The organism is Micromonospora sp. DT31, assembly GCF_049841795.1.
Classification (GTDB): domain Bacteria; phylum Actinomycetota; class Actinomycetes; order Mycobacteriales; family Micromonosporaceae; genus Micromonospora.
Window position 1 is genome coordinate 1 of the sequence record NZ_JBNCKZ010000035.1, and the last position, 17,036, is coordinate 17,036.

The window sequence follows — 17,036 nt, forward strand, 5'->3', positions numbered from 1 at the left end:
AAGATCGCAGCACCCACCATGACGCGAACAACGATCATCAATGCTCAAGGATCTGCAACCATGCACGAGGTCGTTAGACGACGCCGAGATCTTCGTGGAGGTCAAGACAGCACGGTTCCTCGCGGCGCTTGACCTGCCTGTTCCCGACGACCTACCCCGCTGATCACACGGCACCAAAGACACAATCCTCCTCGTCTTCATCGCCGACATCTGACCACTTCAGGCCCGCCGAAGAGGCCACCGTCGAGGAAGAACCGGATTCTGCTGGTGGGATTCGGGTCTCAAGTGCCGGGAGCAACGGTGCCCTGGCACGATCGATCATGCTCGTACCTGCTTACCGATTTCCGCCCCGCTGTCATCGAGGAGCCGCCGATGAGCCCGCTTGGCAGCCTCATATGCATCGGCTTGCTCACCCTCACAGCATCACTGGCCCTGCTTTGGGTCTGTATCCGCGTCCCTGAGACCATCCAGCGATTGCGGCACCGTCTGACCAGGCAGCGACCCCGCCGGTTACGAGATCATCCGATACTTCAGACTCCGCCGGAGGCGGACCGCAGAGAAGAGACTCTGTGGCGGCCTGAGCTCTACGACTAATGGTCAGGCTCCGTTTGACGCCCGCGCGCCGCTACGTGCGGGCGGAGCGGCGGTCCTGCGCAACGGGACGCACCGCAAGTGAGTGGACAGAAACCGTTGGTTCGGCAATGGGCGACCACGCTACCGTTTCCGGGTGAGCACCCCGCCCGGCGCGACGAGGCAATCGTTCGTCGATCGCGATCTTCGGCACCGCACCCTCGATGGGCACTCGTTCAAGTTGTGTGACTTCCGTGGCGCCGACCTGCGGGGCGCGTCCCTTCGCGGCGTCAGCTTTGCCGGCTGCGACCTGCGGGACGCCGACCTGCGCGACACCAACCTGTCCTACGCGCGGTTCAGCTACGTCATGACACACGATCCGGAGTACGGACGCACAGACGTCACCGGGGCACGGTGGGACGGAGCCGACCTTCGAGGCGTCACCGCTGAACGCGTCATTGGGTGGCCGCACGATCTCTAGATTCCGGGGATACGTCCAGTTGACGTTGGGCCACCGAGCTGTCACCGCGTTCACCCGCCTAAACCGCGCTACCCCAGCTAGCTGGCTCTGTTGCTGGACCGTGCGCATCGTTGGGTGGCGTTTGACGACCTAGATCGGATTGAGTAAGGGCTCAGCAATCTCGTGCTGGCTTGGCCGTGACGCCAGCGCGTGGAAGCCATACGCCATGGCCGTCACTACAACTCGCGCCATCCTCCTGCCGGCCAGGGTCGCCCGTCCGGACGAATTCCTCGACGACCTGCCAGGCGCGTTCGAAGTCGAGAATGAAGTCCGCGGCGAACTCGACCAGGTCGTCCAGCACCAGTACCTGCGCATTCATGCTCGCAGGTTCGTCGGCGGCCAGCAGTGATATGGCGTCCTCGCCTGTCATCAGATGTCGTCGGAGACATAGCACTCCATGAAAAGTTCATCCAGCAACCCGTCGATGATCACGACGACCCGCGCCACAACGCTATTTTTCGTAGGGATCCCAGTGGGCGGCGTAGCGCAGCAGCGAGCGTGCCAGCTCGGGATGGACTGCTGCCCACCGATTGTCGAACAGGAACCACTGGTCGAACCCGAAGAAGTCGTCGATGTATCGGGCGACCTGTGCGAGGTGCGTATCCAGCCGTATCAGCGACTCGGTGGGACGATCCGCTTGCAGCATGCCCACCATCTCCCGGTGAACGGCCTCGTGCGTAGGCATCCGGTCGAGACTGGCAAGTGACGGGGCGTAACCTGGCAGCTGGGCGTAGCGCTCCAACGCCCGACCCACATCGTGCTCCCCCGGAGCGACAAGCGCCCGTAGCAGCCGAACGTCGTGTGGCCATCGGCGGCTGTCGGGGCCATCGACGGCCAGGTGGGTGGCGAGGTCCGGCAGGCTCACGCCGGGAAACTGCATGGCACCGGTCAGATCCAGGTTCCGGTATAGGTCAGGCGACTGCCAGCACAGGCGGACCGAGAAGGTGCAGTCCGTGCCAGGCGGGGCGAGCCGGACGGTGCGGACGGGAACGCTGTGGCGGAAGACGGTCTCCGACCCACCCGCGCCGGTGGGCAGCGGCCACGTGTCATACAGGAGGAACGCGAGCCGGTCAGGTGAGGCAGACGCCGCGTCGTCATCGACGAAGTAGTACGCGAGATCCACCTCGTCGTCATCGGTGCGCACTCTCAGGGCGTGCTCACCGAGCCGAATGAAGTCGCTCTTGTCGTCGCCCTCCACCCACAGGTACTCGGTCAGCAGCTGCCGCAGCTCGTTCACCGACTCCGGCGGCGGCAGGTTACGCTCCCGGGCCGCCTCAAAGATCGACTCCAAGCCGTACACGTCGCCGCCCAGCTCGCTGTCGATCCACTCCTTCGCGTCATCGTGCTTCCAGCCGCGCCGAAACCAGTCGAGCACGGTCGCATCAGGCAGGGTGACAACGCGCTTACTGTATGGAGAATCCTCTCGCCAACGGCACACGAAGTACATGCGCTGACCCTAGGCAGCGGATCCGACAGGATCTTCCCGACCGCACCGACCGGCCGCTCCGGAACCACCACGGGTCACCGCACGCTGTGGCGTCGCTCAGCCGGAGGCCGAAGCACCTTGCTGGTACTCCGCCCACAGCTTCTGCGCCTCCCGCGCCATCACCCGCGCACGGCGCGCCTTCTTCTTGCTGAAGCTTGGCGTGCCCCCGGGCCGCCGCGCCTGCCGCGATCCCCGACCGGACAGTTTCTCGAGCCGTGCGGCCTGATCCTCCAGCGCATACGACAAAATCTTGAGATTGGCGGCTCGGCTGCCGGCGACGGCCTCGCGAGCGACCGCGATCGCTTCCTCGCCGAGCGCCAGCGCCTCGACCGTACGGCCTGCGTCGTCCAGCCACACCGCCTGCCGCCGCAGCATCTCCGCGTGTCGCGACACCATTGCAGGCCGGTTGACCGCCGCGACCTCACGCTGCAATTCGAGGGTCTCCTCGCCAATGGCCAGGGCCTCGTCGAGCCGGCCGGACTTGGCCAGCCCGTTAGCCAGGTTCGACAGCGACAGCGCCAGCTCCCGCAGGTGCCCGGTCCGGTTGTCAGCAACGAGCTCCCGACGCAACTGCACTGCCTCTGCCGTGAGGGCGAGGCTGGCCTGTCGATCCTCGGTGACGGCTCCCTGGTTGCCCACCGCCTCGGCCAGCCTCGACAGGTACGCCTCCCGGTCGACAGCGGCCAGTCCGCGATACAGCTTCACCGCCTCATCGGTCGCGGCCGCAGCCTCCGCCTGCCGGTCCATGTCGCTGAGCCGCCCGCCGTACGTGTCCAGACACGAGGCGAGCAGCGGCTGATGCACCTCGGGCTGGGCTGCGACAAGTTGACGGCTCAGTTCGACCGCCTCCGCGGCCGCCGCCAAAGCCTCCGCCGCCCGTCGCACGCCCGCCAGACAAACCGCCTGGTTCTTCAGAGCAGTCGCCAGGTAGACGAGACGCTGCGGCTGGCTGCCCGTCATCGACTCACGGAAATGCGTGACCGTCGCGGCGCCGACGTCGACCGCTTCCTCCCACCGCCCCGCCTCGAACAGCCGGTTCGCGTGCAGGCTCAAGACCCTGCCCAGGGCGTCGTGCATCTGCGAGCCGACCGGTTGATCCACAGCCAGCCTGCGCAGCAACTGCAGGGCACGGTCGCTGACCTGCAGCGCCTCGGCGTGCTGGCCGGTCACCGCCAACGCCATCGCGTAGGCCTCAAGCAGCCGCGACAGCAGGACGTCAGGACATACGTCCATCAACGCCAACGCCTCACGGCCGGCAGCCAGCGCCTCCGGCGCCCGGCCACAACTCATAAGTCGCCTGGCGAGCGCGTCCAGGGCCTCCGCGAGCTGCTCCTCGTGCCGGCGGTCGATGGCGTAAAGCTCCCGGGCCAGCCGGACCGCCTCCTCCGCACGCACCAGCGCCTCCGCCGGCCGGCCAGCGTCCGACAAGTAGTAGGACAGGTTGGTGCATGCCAAGACGAGAGTGGGCAGAACCGTGCCACGGTCCAGCGCTGTCAAGCCAGACAACATCTCCACAGCCCGACGGCCCGTCTCGACCGCATCATCGAAACGACCAGCGCGCGACAGCTCCACCGCCTCATCGACCACCGCCCCGACCTGGCGCAGCGAAGCGTCAACCCGCGTCCCCCGCCGCAGCCATCTACGCCAACCCGTCGACTCCACTAGGGCGAATATAGGCCCAAATGATCAGCCCGTCGGCCCCCGTATGCCGAGCCGCAGACACTTCGGGCACGCCGAAGAGGTCATCGCCCAGGAAGCGCTGGTCAGCGCGTTGCTGGTGGGATACGAGTCTCAGCCCTCGGAATCACATCGACGCGAGCACGGCGGAAACCAGAGCCATGCGTCGATACGGCAGGGCCTTCTCGACCGGCGTCAGCGGGTCCCGGCGGCAGCCGGCACCAGCAGGACGGGGAGCAGCGAACCCTGACCACTTCGGTCTTCTCTGGGAGGTCACACCGCACCGCTCGACCGCATCACCGCAGCTCAGCGCCCTCAGTCCCGCCCCGAGCCGGTGAACCCTTCGGGCACAATGACCTCTTCGCCGGCGTGCGCCCAATCTGCTCCCCCTTGAAAGGCCGGGCTATCCGGCAGCCCCTTACCGCCACGACCTGCACATACATCATCGCCAGGCAACATAGAGAGTTATCGACTGCCGTGTAGAACGGCGGAGCACTCCGCGGGAAGCAGGACGCTGCACCGACTCTGACCTGCGGAAACGAGAACTCGCAGGTCGCGGTGGGTGCAGTTGGATGCCGTTCAGGGCCGTTGGACGCTGTTCAACGCCGTTCAGGGCCTCCGTCCGCTCCCAACCTGCTCCCCAATGTCGGCGGGGAACCGCCGCCATCTGATCGAAAGGGCACGGTTCCCCTCGCGGGGCCCCGGCGCACTTGCAAAGTACGGCCGGGTCGGAAAGGTTCAGCGTGGCCAGTGGCTCGCCAAGGTGTAGCCATTCCCCCATAGGACCGCCGGCGGCTAAAGGTCAAGTTAGTTCGGCCTGCACCGTTAGGCTAGTTCTGGCTGATGCCCTCGCTCGAACGCACGTTGTTCTGCCTCTCGCACGAGATGTGTCGCCTTAGCCTCGTCACGCTGCTGGAAGTCCGCCCATGCCATCAGCGTAAAAATCATGGCGGCCGTCTTCGTTCTCACCGATAGGTCGTCAATTGCAATGTCTTCGCCGAGCATATGGCGGATTAGAGCCTCTGTTTCAAGGGAGGGAACCTCCGAGCCGAAACCACGACGCATATCCGAAACGAAGATGCTGATCTCTTCGAGATCAGCCCCAGGCTCAAACATATGCCCGACTGCGATCTCAAAGGAAGCAATCATAACGTGAGCCGACGCAAGAGAACTGAACTCGTTGAACTTTGCGGCGAGGTGATCACTTTCCTTCTTGTGGCGAAGCATGCTTGCTAGCAGAAAGCGACCCATCAACGTTCGGGGAGCCGCCTCAGGACGTTCCGGACTGGACTCATTAGGGTGACGTTTACGCCGACTCCGGATCATGTCTCCTACCAACCAAGCCTTCTTTTATTTGTTCGGGCACTTGAGGGCTCATCGAGGGTCGCCAGCGCATTGCGTCCCCATTGAGAAGTCCCCGCAGGTCGAGGGTTGACTCGGCATCACTTCCCGACACACGAACCGGCCTGTCGGCCAATTCATCAGCAGCGGTTATCAGGTCGTCTATCTGCTCTTCGGAAAGGCCGAGTTCATGCACCAGCCAAAATAGCATCGAGTACATAATCAGGGCCGCGGCTTTTTCGTCGACCAAGTCGATCAAATACGCCTCTCCCAGGAGGCCCCGGAGCACTGCCTCCGCTTCTCGAGATGGAACCCGGTGCTCTGCCGGCGCTGCCGCGTTGTACCGGCCGACGCAGCGAGTGACCTCACGCCGGTCCTTGACAACTGAAAACCAACGATGCAGGAGAAGAGCGAACGCGGCCGGCATCACCCCGAACCGCCCACCTGCCCGCCTGTTCAGGTCAAGGAGTCGACGCCACTCTCGCTCATCACCGCGCAACTCAGCCCGCAGGAGCTGCGCTTGAAGGCTCCAGCCCACACCGTCCACGCGACGGGAGCCTGTCGGGTGCGACGTCATCGTCTCAGTATGCCAATCATCCTCCACACCACCGCGATCAAGGCGGCAGGACCGAGCAACCACTCGACACCGAAGGCCGGGCCACCAGCGTCCGGGCTGGTCCATACTGGATAGTTTCTCGGCACCCTGCTGGAACTCGAAGTGATAGTTGCGGCCTCGCCTAGGGTCTTGCCATACGTGGCCATGTCGCCCATGTCCTGCAGCCCGGTCCCGAAACCCTCTGCTACGCGATCGGCGCGTTCCGTTCCCTCTCGGGCGGCTGCCTCCGCCTCGGGCCGCTGCCTATCTCCATCCCGGTCCTTACCCGTACGGCCGGGAGGGGTGCCTTTGCCCTTGGAAGAACCCTTGTCACCCTTGCCCTTGCTGGAGCCGCCCTTGTTCTTGCCCTTGTTGGAGCCGCCCTTGCCCCTACTACTCTTGGTACCCTTGCTCGTGCCTCCGCCCTTGCGTGAGGTGCTGCCCTTGCTATTGCCCTTGGCGCCATTGTGGCCACCCGAGGGCTTCCGTTTTGTAGTCGGCTTGGAAACTCGGTTTTTGTAGGGGTTTTTGCGAATGTGATCCTTCATCGCCCGCATTTCGCGGGCCTCTTGACGAGGGTTAATACGCGGAGTCCTGGCGTAGCGAGCGGCGGCTCGTGCGCTGGTGGCGCCGCCGTTGGGCCCGCGATAGGTGGGGACGCTGGCACCCCCACGGCCTCCGCCACCGACGGAGCCGCCTCCCCCGACATCTCGGGCGGTCCTCATTAACCCGTCCGGGTCTGAGTAGGTGATGGGGCTGTTGTTGCCGTAGGCATACCCGTGGAGGGTCTGCGGATCGCCGTACTCAACGAGGGGATCGATGGAGAGAAATCGTCCGGTGGCCGGGTCGTACTCGCGCGCGCCGAGGTGGGTGTAGCCGGTGGGGTCGCTGGTTCCTCCGACAAAGCCCTTGTTATCCGGCCATGTGCTGGAGGGCGCTCCTCGGTCTTCGCCGAACGGGGTGAGACGTCGGCGAGTAGTAGCAAGGGTGGAGCTGTCAATCGCGAGTTGGTTGGTGCCGTGATGGTTGGCGGCGGTCCAGGTGAGACCCGCTGGCGTACGAATGGCGTTGGGGTAGTAGCGGGTTCCGGCGACCTGCCCTGTGTTGTGATTGAGGCGGTACTCGGTGTCCCCAATGTAGAGCGTCTTGCCCGTAGCCGGGTTGTCGGCGATCAGTCGGTTACCGTCGCCGTCGTAAAGATAGGTGTGTGCGGTGGATCCGTTAACGAGTTGCGTGAGGCTCCCTTCGGCATCGAAGGTGAGGGTTTGGTTGGGTTTTCCGGTCGATATGCGGGTCTTGAGGTAGCCGCCGTTGTCGTAGGTGTAGGTCGTGGTCGGCCCACCGCCATCGGTGGTGATGCTGGCCAAACCGTGTGGGCGGCTGCTTGTTGCTGCGGGGTAGCTGTAGTTGCGCGTGGTGTTGCCGCTGGGGCTGTGGCGGGTGTCGGTGGTGCGGTTGCCGGTCTTGTCGTAGGTGTAGCTGTGCCAGTAGGAGTCAGCGCCGCCGATGATGGCTTGACTTGGGGTGCTCTGGCAGGTGGTGGCGGTGGTGGTCCACGCTTCGGTGAGGCGTTGGAGGTAGTCGTAGCCGAAGCATTGATTGGCCACGACGGTGCCGGCGTTGGTTTCGGCGATGCTGGTGATGTTGCCGGCCGGATCGTGGGTGTATTGCTCGGTGAGTTTCTCGTCCCAGTTGCCGGGCGTGGTCTGGTTTTCGGTTTCGGCTAGCAGGGTGGTGAGTCGGCCGGTGGCGTCGTCGATGGTGGTGGTGAAGCGGGCGCGTTTGGTGCCAGAGCCGAGGACTTGTTGTTTGACGGCGCCGTGCCAGTAGTACTGGGTGCTGGCGAGGTAGGTGGCGAGTCCGGTGACGCTGGTGAGGTAGCCCTGGTCGGTGTAGGTGTTGGTGACGGTCTCGGCTGGCAGGCCGCCCTTGGCGGGCAGGTCGATGGTGGCCAGTGAGCCGTCCGCGTAATAGGTGTAGTCGGTGGTGTAGGTGCCGGCGAGGGCTCCTTGGCTGGGGGGAATGAGGGTGCTCTGGCCGCTGGGCTGGTACAGGTCGGTGTAGCCGGTGGCCTGTTGGGTGTAGGCGCCGGAGGTGTCGTGGCGGGTGGTCGAGGTGAGGTAGCCCTTGGCGAGGGTGTCGTAGGTCCAACTGGCGCGCAGGTTGCCGGTGGCGTTGTCGTCGCGCAGCTCAGTGGGGCGGCCGAGCGCGTCATAGGTGCGGTAGAGGACTTCGCCGCGGCCGTCGGTGGTGGTGGTGAGCCGGTCGGCGTCGTCGTACTTGTAGGACGAGTCGCCGGCGTCGGGGTCGCTGCTGGCTACGAGGCGGTCGAGCCGGTCGTAGGTGTGTGTCCAGGTGTTGTCGACGGCGTCGGTGATGGAGGTGAGCCGGTCGAGACGGTCGTAGCCGTAGCTAGTTTCGTCGAAGGCGCCGGTGGGCGTGGCACCCTGGTATTGGCGTTTGGCAGTGGTGTTGCCTTGGGCGTCCTTGATCAGGGTGACCGGGGTGCCGCCGGATGGTGGGGTGATGTCGACGCGGTTGCCGTCGTAGGCGGCAAGCGTCTCCCATTTCTTGACGTTCTGCGCCCAGAGGGCGTCGACGGTGGGGCGTTCGAGGCCGTCGTAGGTGTAGCGGCGCTGTGTGCTGACGTCGGCGTCCGCGAAGGCATACAGCGTGCCGGCAGGTCCGGAGGCGTTGTTGTAGAACGCCGATTCGGCCGCTTCGAGACCTCGGGTGTCGTAGCGGGTGTCGCTGATGACGCGTTTGCCGTCGGGTGCGGTGGTCTGGGTCTGCCGCAGGCGCAGGTGACCGTCGTAGATCTCGTAGGAGCTGATCTGGTTGCCGTTGGGGCCGAGCGTCTTGGTCTGCACGGTGGTGGGTGCGGTCTTGGTGACGCTGTAGGCGTATTCGGTGTTCGGTGTCTGCGACGTGGTGCGGCCCGGCTGCCAAACCTTGATGAGGCGCCCGAGCGGGTCGTACTGGGCTGTGGTGGTCTTGGTGTTCGCGTCGACCGATGAGGTGGGCTGACCACGCAGGTCGAGGGTGTCGGTGGTGGTGTGCCCGGCCGGGTTGGTTTCGGTTACGGAGGTCACCGGGCTGCCGGTGGCGGGCACGTAGTCGAAGCTGGTGGTGTAGTTGAGTGCGTCTTTGCTGGTCTTCACCCGGCCGTGCAGGTCGTAGGTGATGGTTTCGGTGGTGGTCCAGTTCGGGGTGGTGCCGGTGTAGGAGGCCAACTCGTCGACGCGGGTTTCCAGGCCCTTGGTGGGGGCGGCGCCGAGCGTGGTGGATCCGTCGTAGTAGGTGCGTGTGCCGGCGAGGATGTTCGCGGGCGCGGGGTTGGCGGTGCAGTCGGTGGTGGTTTCCTCAGCGGGCAGCTCGGTCAGCCAGAAGCCGGGCGTGACGTTACGGGCGTAGGTGTAGGTCGTGCAGGTTTCGTCGCCCGTTGCCGAGGTGTCACCGTTGTCGGTGGTGCTCAGGGGGGTGCCGTAGGTGGTGTCGAACTGGTGAAACACCTCGGAGCGGCGCCAGGTGCCGGTGGCGGCGATCCACTCGTAGGTGTGGAAGACCCGCGGCTGGGCGTAGAACGCCTCGAAGGTGGTCGGCTGCGCATACGCCGGCGGCTCGACGCGTTTGGCGGTCAGGCCACGCCACGGTCCGTAGATCTGCCGCAGCAGGGGCTGTCCGCCGGGGGTGGCGTAGTCGATGCGCTCGCGCAGCATGCCGGCGTAGGCGTTGAAGTCCGTGACCGGGTAGTTGTCCGAGGCCACAACCGTGGCCGCACGCGTGTTCTCCCCGGCGTCGGTGCGGTCGCCGTACATGCCTCGGAAGTACACGTACATGGACTGGGAACGGGTCTCGGGGCTGGCGCCCTTGGTCACGGTGACGATGGGCCACCCGCGGAACTCCGACCAGCTACGCTTTTCCAGCGGTGCAGCCCAGGCGTTGTCGTTGTGGTGCCAGAGCACGTTGGTCGCCGACCCCACGGTCACCGAGCCGACCGTCGCGGTGGTGGCGTAGGCATATGAGGTGGTGACGTTCGGGGATCCGCCGACGTTGTCCCGCTCGGTCACGTCCTTGACGCGGTACTTGTTCCACCACGACCAGCCGCCGACGTTGTCCGGCGGGCTGTAGTACTGCGGGAAGCAACGCTTGGTGTTCTGGGCCGGGTCAGCCGGCTGACTCGTGACGGTGCAGTCGGAACCCTCGTAGGTCACCAGGACCTCGCCGCCGGTCTCGTCGCCGACAGCGGTCACCCGGTACTTGTTCGTCACAGGCACACCAGCCGCGACGTTGTAGTCGGTGCGGTTGGCGTACCGGGTGCCCCCGAACGTGACGTCGGGCAGCGTGGAGGTGGCGGTGCCGTCTCCGCCGGTGCGACGGATCCGTGCCAGCCACAGAGCCGGCGAGGTCAGCGCGGGGTCTTCTCCCGTAGCGGGGAACTGGTGCAGCAACTCCCACTTGTCGACATCGACATAGCTGGAGCCGCGTCGAACCTGCGCGGTGATGAACTGCAGCCGCCGCGCCGTCCAGAACGTCGGACCAGACACGGTGCACGGGGCGGTGGAACACCTGAGATCCCACGGCGTCTCCGGCCAGTTCGCGGTCGTGGGGCTCGTCTCAGTGCCGCAGGTCCCCAGGCAGCGAGGCGCGGTGGAGAACACGATCTGCATGGGTGCCGTCGTGGGCTGCGGGAAGCCCCGCGAGCCGTACTCGATCCGCGACAGCGTGGCGGCCCGGTCATAGGTAGACAGGGCGCTGGCGTTGCCCGCCCGCGTGGTCCGGTTGTATTCCTTGGAGTAGAAGTACGACATGACGTTGCCGCTGGTGTCCTCGACAAGGTCGAGGTTCCACCGGTAGGCCGTTCCCATGTCACACCACGAGCCGGCGAACCCGCCCGTCTTGTAGCAGGGGTCGCTGGTGTGGTTGGAGAACACCGGCACGCCTTGGACGGAGAAGGTCTCCCGCCCATCGACCCAGTTCGCCCCGAAGGTGTAGCGGGTGCCGTCTGGGGTGGTCAGCCGCCACCGCTCGTTTCTCCAGTTCCGGGTGGTGCTGGTCCCACCCGTCAAATATTCGATCTTGGAGCCGTCGTCGTCAGCCAGCCGCCAGAGCTCGGTCGTGTCGTCTCGAACGAGTTCGGTGGACTTGCCGTTCAACACCAACGTGGCGTTGTAGTCGCGCCAGCACAGGTCGCCGGTGGCATTGGTATAGGCCGGGGAGTTCGCCAGATCGTCCTTGCACGTCCGGTAGGACCGCTCGATGTAACCGGGGTGGTAGTCCCAGCCCTCGCCGATCCACGACGTCTGCGTGTTCTCCCCGTTGGTCTGCCCGTCGACTCGACCCGAGGAGTAACTCAGACCGATCTCCGGGTCCAACCCACCCGCCGACTCCGGCAGCTCCATGTCGTACGACCAGGAGAAGTCTCCCGCTTGGCTGCCGGCGGACCAACTCGCCGAGGCGTTCAACGGCGTCTTCAGGAACGTGCCGGTCTGCCCCGCCGGCCCCGCTACCAAGGCCACCATGGCACCGTCGAGCGGCTGCGTCTGCAGCGTATCCGGCCCCAACGCGCTCCGCGCCGGCACCTCAACTGCCGCGGACACGACCTGCGCCGCCCTGTCGTGACGCGTCGGCAACGGTGCCGCCATCCGGCACGACAGCTCCCCGGCCGTATCCGTCAGGCAGCCCTGCAACGACACCAGGCGCAAACCCCGTGAAGCCCACGCCGCGCCGTAGAGCCCCGTCAGCCCCGAATAGTCGATCTCTACCCGAGTCCGGCCCGCGGCGTCGGTCGTGTCGCGGGCAGCGACACGCACTAACGCCGACGCCCCCGCCTTACGCGCCTGGCCCTGATCGAACACCTGCACGTGCACACCGCGCGGAGCGGGCCCAGATCCATCCGCCGTCACAGAGACGGGCAGCCCTCCGACCTCAGACCGCCGGCGCCCCGCGGTCGACGCCGCAGACGCAACATCCAGGTTCGCTGATCCACCGGATGCAGCACGTCCCGGCGAAGACTTCCACTGCTGCTTGCTGGACTGCGACACCGCCGGCTTGCGCGGAGCCACTCGCGAGACCGGAACCGAGCGATCCTTCGCCGCCGCACCGCCGCGAGAAGGCGCAGCGTACGCCGGCACGAACGGCAACAGCGTCACCGCCAGCAACACCGACACAGCCACCGCGCCCCGACACAGCAACCACCGGGTCGCCGCAATAACCCGCGACGAACGAACCTCTTGGTCCACGACCGCCCCCGTCCCCACACGATCAAGAGTGAGCGAAACGTAGCCACCCACCAACCAACAGTCAATAGAAGATCACAGATGGTTGGCACGAACGATCATCTATCTCCATCAACCGGCCTCCACAGCCACGCAGCGTGCCCGCAGGGACGAAATGCGGGCCGCACCTGACCCTCGGGCGCGCCAAAGAGGTCACCGCCCAGGAAGCCCTGGTCAGATGGCTGCCAGTGGGATTCGAGTCTCAACTGCCGGAATCCCTACCAACTCCGCTGTCGCGGATCTAGAGCCGCACGTCGATGCAGGATCGTCCCGGCGACTGGCGTCAGCGAGCCCAGGACGAAGAAGCCGACAGCAGGCAGGCGGGGAGCAACCGGAGATGACCACTTCGGTGTTCTCTGGGTGGTCACGCCAGGCGCTTGCCCACATCGCCGCAGGTGAAGCCCATCCGCTCTTCCCGGCATGGGTGAGCACTTCGGGTGCGGTGACCACTTCGACAACCTGCACCCAATCTGCACCCATATGTAAGGTACGAGCCGCCACAAGCCCTTTACCGGCCTGACCTGCGGACACTCCCCCACCAGGCGATATTGAGTGCCGTTGACTGCTGTTCGCTGCCGTTGAGTGCAGTTGTGTGAAGCAGGACGCCACACCGCCTCTGACCTGCGAAAACGCAAGACCGCAGGTCGGGGCCTATGCCGTTGGGCTCCGTTCGGTGCTGTTGAACTCAGTTCAACGCCGTTCAGCGCACTCGACTGCTCCCAACCCGCTCCCCCGATCGCGGCTGCACATGGACCGGGCCTGCCTTTCGCTGATCTTGTGACGGCTGTCGATAATGGTGATGATCTGCGCCATGCCGATGGGCTTCCTGACGGAGGTCTTTCCTCGTCTGTGCAACCTGGTTGTCGACATGGTTGGGTCGCCCGCTGGTTCGATCCAGATGCGGGCGCGGTTCCGCCCCGACAGGGAGTTTTCAGGTGAACCGGCGCGGTCGACAGGAGACATCGTCCCCGCGAACTCATCCTCGGCCAGGTTCCAGATTTAGGCCCGCGAACGCGGTGACAAGATCACGCTGCTCATTCGTTGTCAGGGCTTGCAAGTGGGCAAGCTTGTTCCGCGCCTGCCACAGCAGGTACACCGCATCTCGCAACGCGGGCCGGTTCCGGCCGGACAGGGCTTTTACCGCCACGAAGAGCGGACCCACTTCAAGTACGTCGGACGCGCCGCCGATCACGGAGTGCACCGCCATCTTCCCGCGTGCCCGGAGCAGGTCCGCAGCGACCGCCTGGCGGCGCGTCTCGATCCAGGGCAGCAAGACTCGGGCCTGAGCAGCCCAGATGGCGTGCCGGACTGCCTTCGCCCGGTCGGTGGCTGACCGGACGGCTGGCACGCACTCGTCGTGCCAGAGGTCTACGGCGCCGTTATCCCAGTAATCGACCAGGTCACCGGTGGGTCGTCGCCCGGAGTTGCGCGCTAGCCGAGCGGGCGGGCATTTCGCGGCGGCCGGCGCAGCGGCCTCGTCGATCAGTGCTGGCAGCAAGTCGGGGTCCCCGTCCCAGCCGTCGGCAAGAGCAGTGGCCAGACGTATGTCCCACCGGCAGACCTCGATCAGCGTCTCCAGGCGTACGTCTCGCAGGACACCAGGCTCGGACCGTGCCTCGATCGTCTGCTGGATCTGCGCCGCGACGTCCCACCTAGTCAGGCGTCCCCACCACCAGAGAGGCTCGAACGTCACGTCGGTGTGATCGGCACCGAGACGCGGTAGAGCGTCGCGGGTACAGATCAGCAGTAGGCGCGGTCGGTAGTCTGCAGGACGAGGCCTAGACTCGGTCACCAGACGGGTGACGGTGGCAGCAACCTCGTGGCGGAGCTTAGGGTGTAGCGGGGTGCAGTCGAGGACGGCCGTCTTACCCGCAGCCTCGCCATGGTCAAGTAACTGGGACGTGCTGAGCGGGCTCTCGTTGACATCCAGGGCCTGGGCCAGCCAGGCCAGCGGTTCGCTGTCCTCCTCGTCCGTGGTAACCCGTCGCGGATCCTCGTTGGCCGCCCACAGCGCGGTGGTCAGGGAACTGGTCAGCCCCGACACGAAATCCTTGTCATCGCCGAGGACTGCCGGAAGGACCACTGCGGTATGGCGGCCTCGGTTCACTTCCCGCACGGTTTCGGCGACCAGGCGTGAGGGTCCGGGCAGTCGCCAGATGTCGTCGTCCATCGGTTACGTGGCGCAGCTGAGCAGAGCGGCTGCGACGATCCGATCTAGCAGCCAGCCCTTGCCTTCGGCGTCCTGCTCGGCGATGTCCAGGTCGAGCATGCGGTTTAGCAAGCGGTCGGCGTCCTTGTTCCAGATAGCCTCCAGGTCGCCGTGGGTCACCGGCTCCACGGTGATTCGATGGGTGACTGGGTCGATGGTGGCGCAGTACTGGGCCCACAGCATTGCCTCGTCGAGGTGCTCGGTGAGGCCGGCGTCGGACAGGAACGTCGCAGCGCGCTGGGCAGCGCTGAAGGGGACAGTGAGGCTGTCCAATACGTCCTCGGTTGATCGCCCCTTCGAAACTAAGAAGACGGCGTTCTCAACGAGGCCCGGCCAGCCGGACGTCAACTCGTGTAGTCGGCGCCGCTCCTGCGGGTTGTCGAAAGGGAAGTCATGCCAGGCCCGCAAGCCCTCGGCCGACCAGCGACGCAAGTTCAGTCGCAGCACATCACCCGAGACCTCGGGGTCCTCTAACGGAAGCGTGTAGTCGGCCGAGTTCACGACCATGACGGCACGGACAGTGCGTAGCGCGGCGACCGCCCGGAGCGCCCGCGCGTACTCTGCCTCGAACTGTTGGCGCCGTCCCGGTGGACACTCCACCAGAAGGAAGCGATGCCGTCCTCGGCTGCTGCCAGAGAGGTGCCGCGGTACCTCTGCAAGTGTCACCCTCTCGAAGTTCAGGTGGTCCCGCGATGCGGCACTCATGGTGAGGGCCTCCACCACCCGGTCGATGCCTAGGGCGGGCGAACCGATCACCAGGGCGGTGGAGTACCGGGTGCCCGTACGCACGGCGCGCGAGGTGCTTCCGCTGTCGTGGTTACGCTCACCGATCAGGTCGGCGATGTCTGCGTCGGTCAGCGGTGAGCGCCGCGGACCAGACCCACGGGTAGCGTTCGTCATCGCCGCGCGGCTCATGGTGGGGTTGTACTCGTAGGGCAGCTCGAAATGCGTGGATGCCTCGCGCAGCTCTTGGTCGAGTGCGCTCTGCGTACCCAGCATGGGGGCAACGTTCGGCGAGCGCATGCCGTACGACTCGCCGCTGCGGCGCAGCACCCCCAGCCCGACCATCTCGTCGAGATAGCGGATGAATTCCTTCCGAGTGAGGACGTCGCTGGAGAATGCTTCCGGCCAGTATGTTTCGCAGTACTCGCGCAGGTCCTCGGGGTTGAACCGGGCACCGGCCGGCGACTCGTTGCTGAGCAGCGCGACCACGATGGCGATGACCCGGTACCGGTTGTCCAGGTTGATGGTCCAACGGAAGCGTTGCTCGATCAGGTTGCGGACGTCTCGGTTGGTGTACACCGCGTCGATGTCTTCGCTGGTGATAGTTACTCGGCCGCCGGACGACGACAGCGGGCGTTCGCGCAGGTGGTTAACCAGAGCCTCACAGAAGATCTGCACCAGGCTGGCCTGATAGTTGGTGAACGCGGCGACCCGCCAGACGAGCTCGTTGCGCTCGAACTCGTACCCGATCGCCCGCAGCGGCTCCGCGACCAGCTTGCGCACCTCGGCCGCGCGCAGCGGTCCGATAAGGATGTCAGTGCCGCCGTGCGCCACCGGGGTATTGGCCGAGTCGTGGAACCGTTGCACCTGGTGCAGACCGGCGAACACTGGCTTGAATCGGCGGCCGGAGGACTCCATCAAGTTCTTCAACCGCTGGAGGGTCTGGAAGCGGGCCCCGGAGTCGGAGTCCTTTGGGGCGAAGTCGGCGGTCAGGAATAGGTCGGCCTCGTCCAGCAGCAACAGCAGTTGGTTGGCCTCGTGCTTGTCCAGCCAACGTTTAATGCCATCGGCAACGATCTGGGGGCCAGCGTTGGCAGCCATCCCGGTCGGCAGCACCTCCAGCGCCTTGAGGTGGCGGTTGAGTAGGGCCCAGAGCTCTTTGGGCTCGTGTGACTCGCCGATACCTTCCGACTTGAGGTCAAGGTAGAGGGCCACTCGGCGGCCGGTGGACGCTCGGCCGGTGGTTTCGGTGAAGAGTTTCTCTACCCGGCGCAGCAGTGCCGACTTGCCCAGCTGCCGGCCACCGTAGACAAACATTGAGCCGGTGGGCGACTCCACCTCTGCCCTTTCACGGTCACGTCCGACGAAGACCTCGTCAGGTACGTCACCGCCGGCGAAGGGCGTGTATGGGTTGATCGAGCTGAATGGCAGCGTGATCCGCTGGGTGAGTCGGAAGTCTGGCTCCTCCCGGGAGGCCAGCCAACCAACCACCGCCTCGTCGACTAGCAGCACGGTACCGCTGGTGTCGCGGCCCGGGCTGCTCAAGTTCCGAAGCTGAAGCTGAGTTCCCCCCGCTTTGATGGAGCGGTGGTTACCTGCTGCCGGCTGGTGCAGGGGTGGCGATAGGTGGTTCGGCT

The 17,036-nt window shown here is 65.5% G+C and carries 9 protein-coding genes; 1 reads left to right on the forward strand and 8 read right to left on the reverse strand.

Annotated features, from left to right (window positions below; all coding sequences use genetic code 11):
- Positions 1-727 precede the first annotated feature (727 nt).
- Positions 728-1,051 carry a pentapeptide repeat-containing protein gene (locus tag ACLQ2X_RS27815; protein ID WP_064447308.1) on the forward strand — a complete coding sequence of 108 codons (324 nt, stop codon included), beginning with the start codon at positions 728-730 and terminating at the stop codon, positions 1,049-1,051.
- A 151-nt stretch (positions 1,052-1,202) separates the two neighbouring features.
- On the opposite strand, the gene ACLQ2X_RS27820 is transcribed toward ACLQ2X_RS27815, so the two are convergent.
- From ACLQ2X_RS27820 to ACLQ2X_RS27855, 8 genes are all read right to left on the reverse strand, one after another.
- Entirely contained in the window at positions 1,203-1,460 is a 258-nt protein-coding gene (locus ACLQ2X_RS27820) for a hypothetical protein (RefSeq protein ID WP_231915550.1), read from the reverse strand.
- Positions 1,461-1,541: 81 nt separating this feature from the next.
- The gene (locus tag ACLQ2X_RS27825) at positions 1,542-2,537 is read right to left on the reverse strand and encodes a hypothetical protein (RefSeq protein ID WP_064447306.1); all 996 of its coding nucleotides are present in this window, start codon (positions 2,535-2,537) and stop codon (positions 1,542-1,544) included.
- Between the two features lie 96 nt (positions 2,538-2,633).
- Positions 2,634-4,163 (reverse strand): tetratricopeptide repeat protein, encoded by a 1,530-nt coding sequence (locus ACLQ2X_RS27830; protein WP_425684045.1) that lies wholly within the window; start codon positions 4,161-4,163, stop codon positions 2,634-2,636.
- Positions 4,164-5,078: 915 nt separating this feature from the next.
- Positions 5,079-5,480: a hypothetical protein gene (locus ACLQ2X_RS27835; protein WP_425684046.1), complete on the reverse strand. Its 402-nt coding sequence runs from the start codon at positions 5,478-5,480 to the stop codon at positions 5,079-5,081.
- Between the two features lie 79 nt (positions 5,481-5,559).
- Entirely contained in the window at positions 5,560-5,853 is a 294-nt protein-coding gene (locus tag ACLQ2X_RS27840; protein WP_425684047.1) for a hypothetical protein, read from the reverse strand.
- Positions 5,854-6,167: 314 nt separating this feature from the next.
- Entirely contained in the window at positions 6,168-12,053 is a 5,886-nt protein-coding gene (locus ACLQ2X_RS27845) for an RHS repeat-associated core domain-containing protein (RefSeq protein WP_425684048.1), read from the reverse strand.
- Positions 12,054-13,443: 1,390 nt separating this feature from the next.
- On the reverse strand, positions 13,444-14,637 hold the full coding sequence (locus ACLQ2X_RS27850; RefSeq protein WP_425684049.1) for a hypothetical protein: 1,194 nt from the start codon (positions 14,635-14,637) through the stop codon (positions 13,444-13,446).
- 3 nt (positions 14,638-14,640) lie between these two features.
- Positions 14,641-16,944 carry a hypothetical protein gene (locus ACLQ2X_RS27855; RefSeq protein WP_425684050.1) on the reverse strand — a complete coding sequence of 768 codons (2,304 nt, stop codon included), beginning with the start codon at positions 16,942-16,944 and terminating at the stop codon, positions 14,641-14,643.
- Between the last annotated feature and the right edge of the window lie 92 nt (positions 16,945-17,036).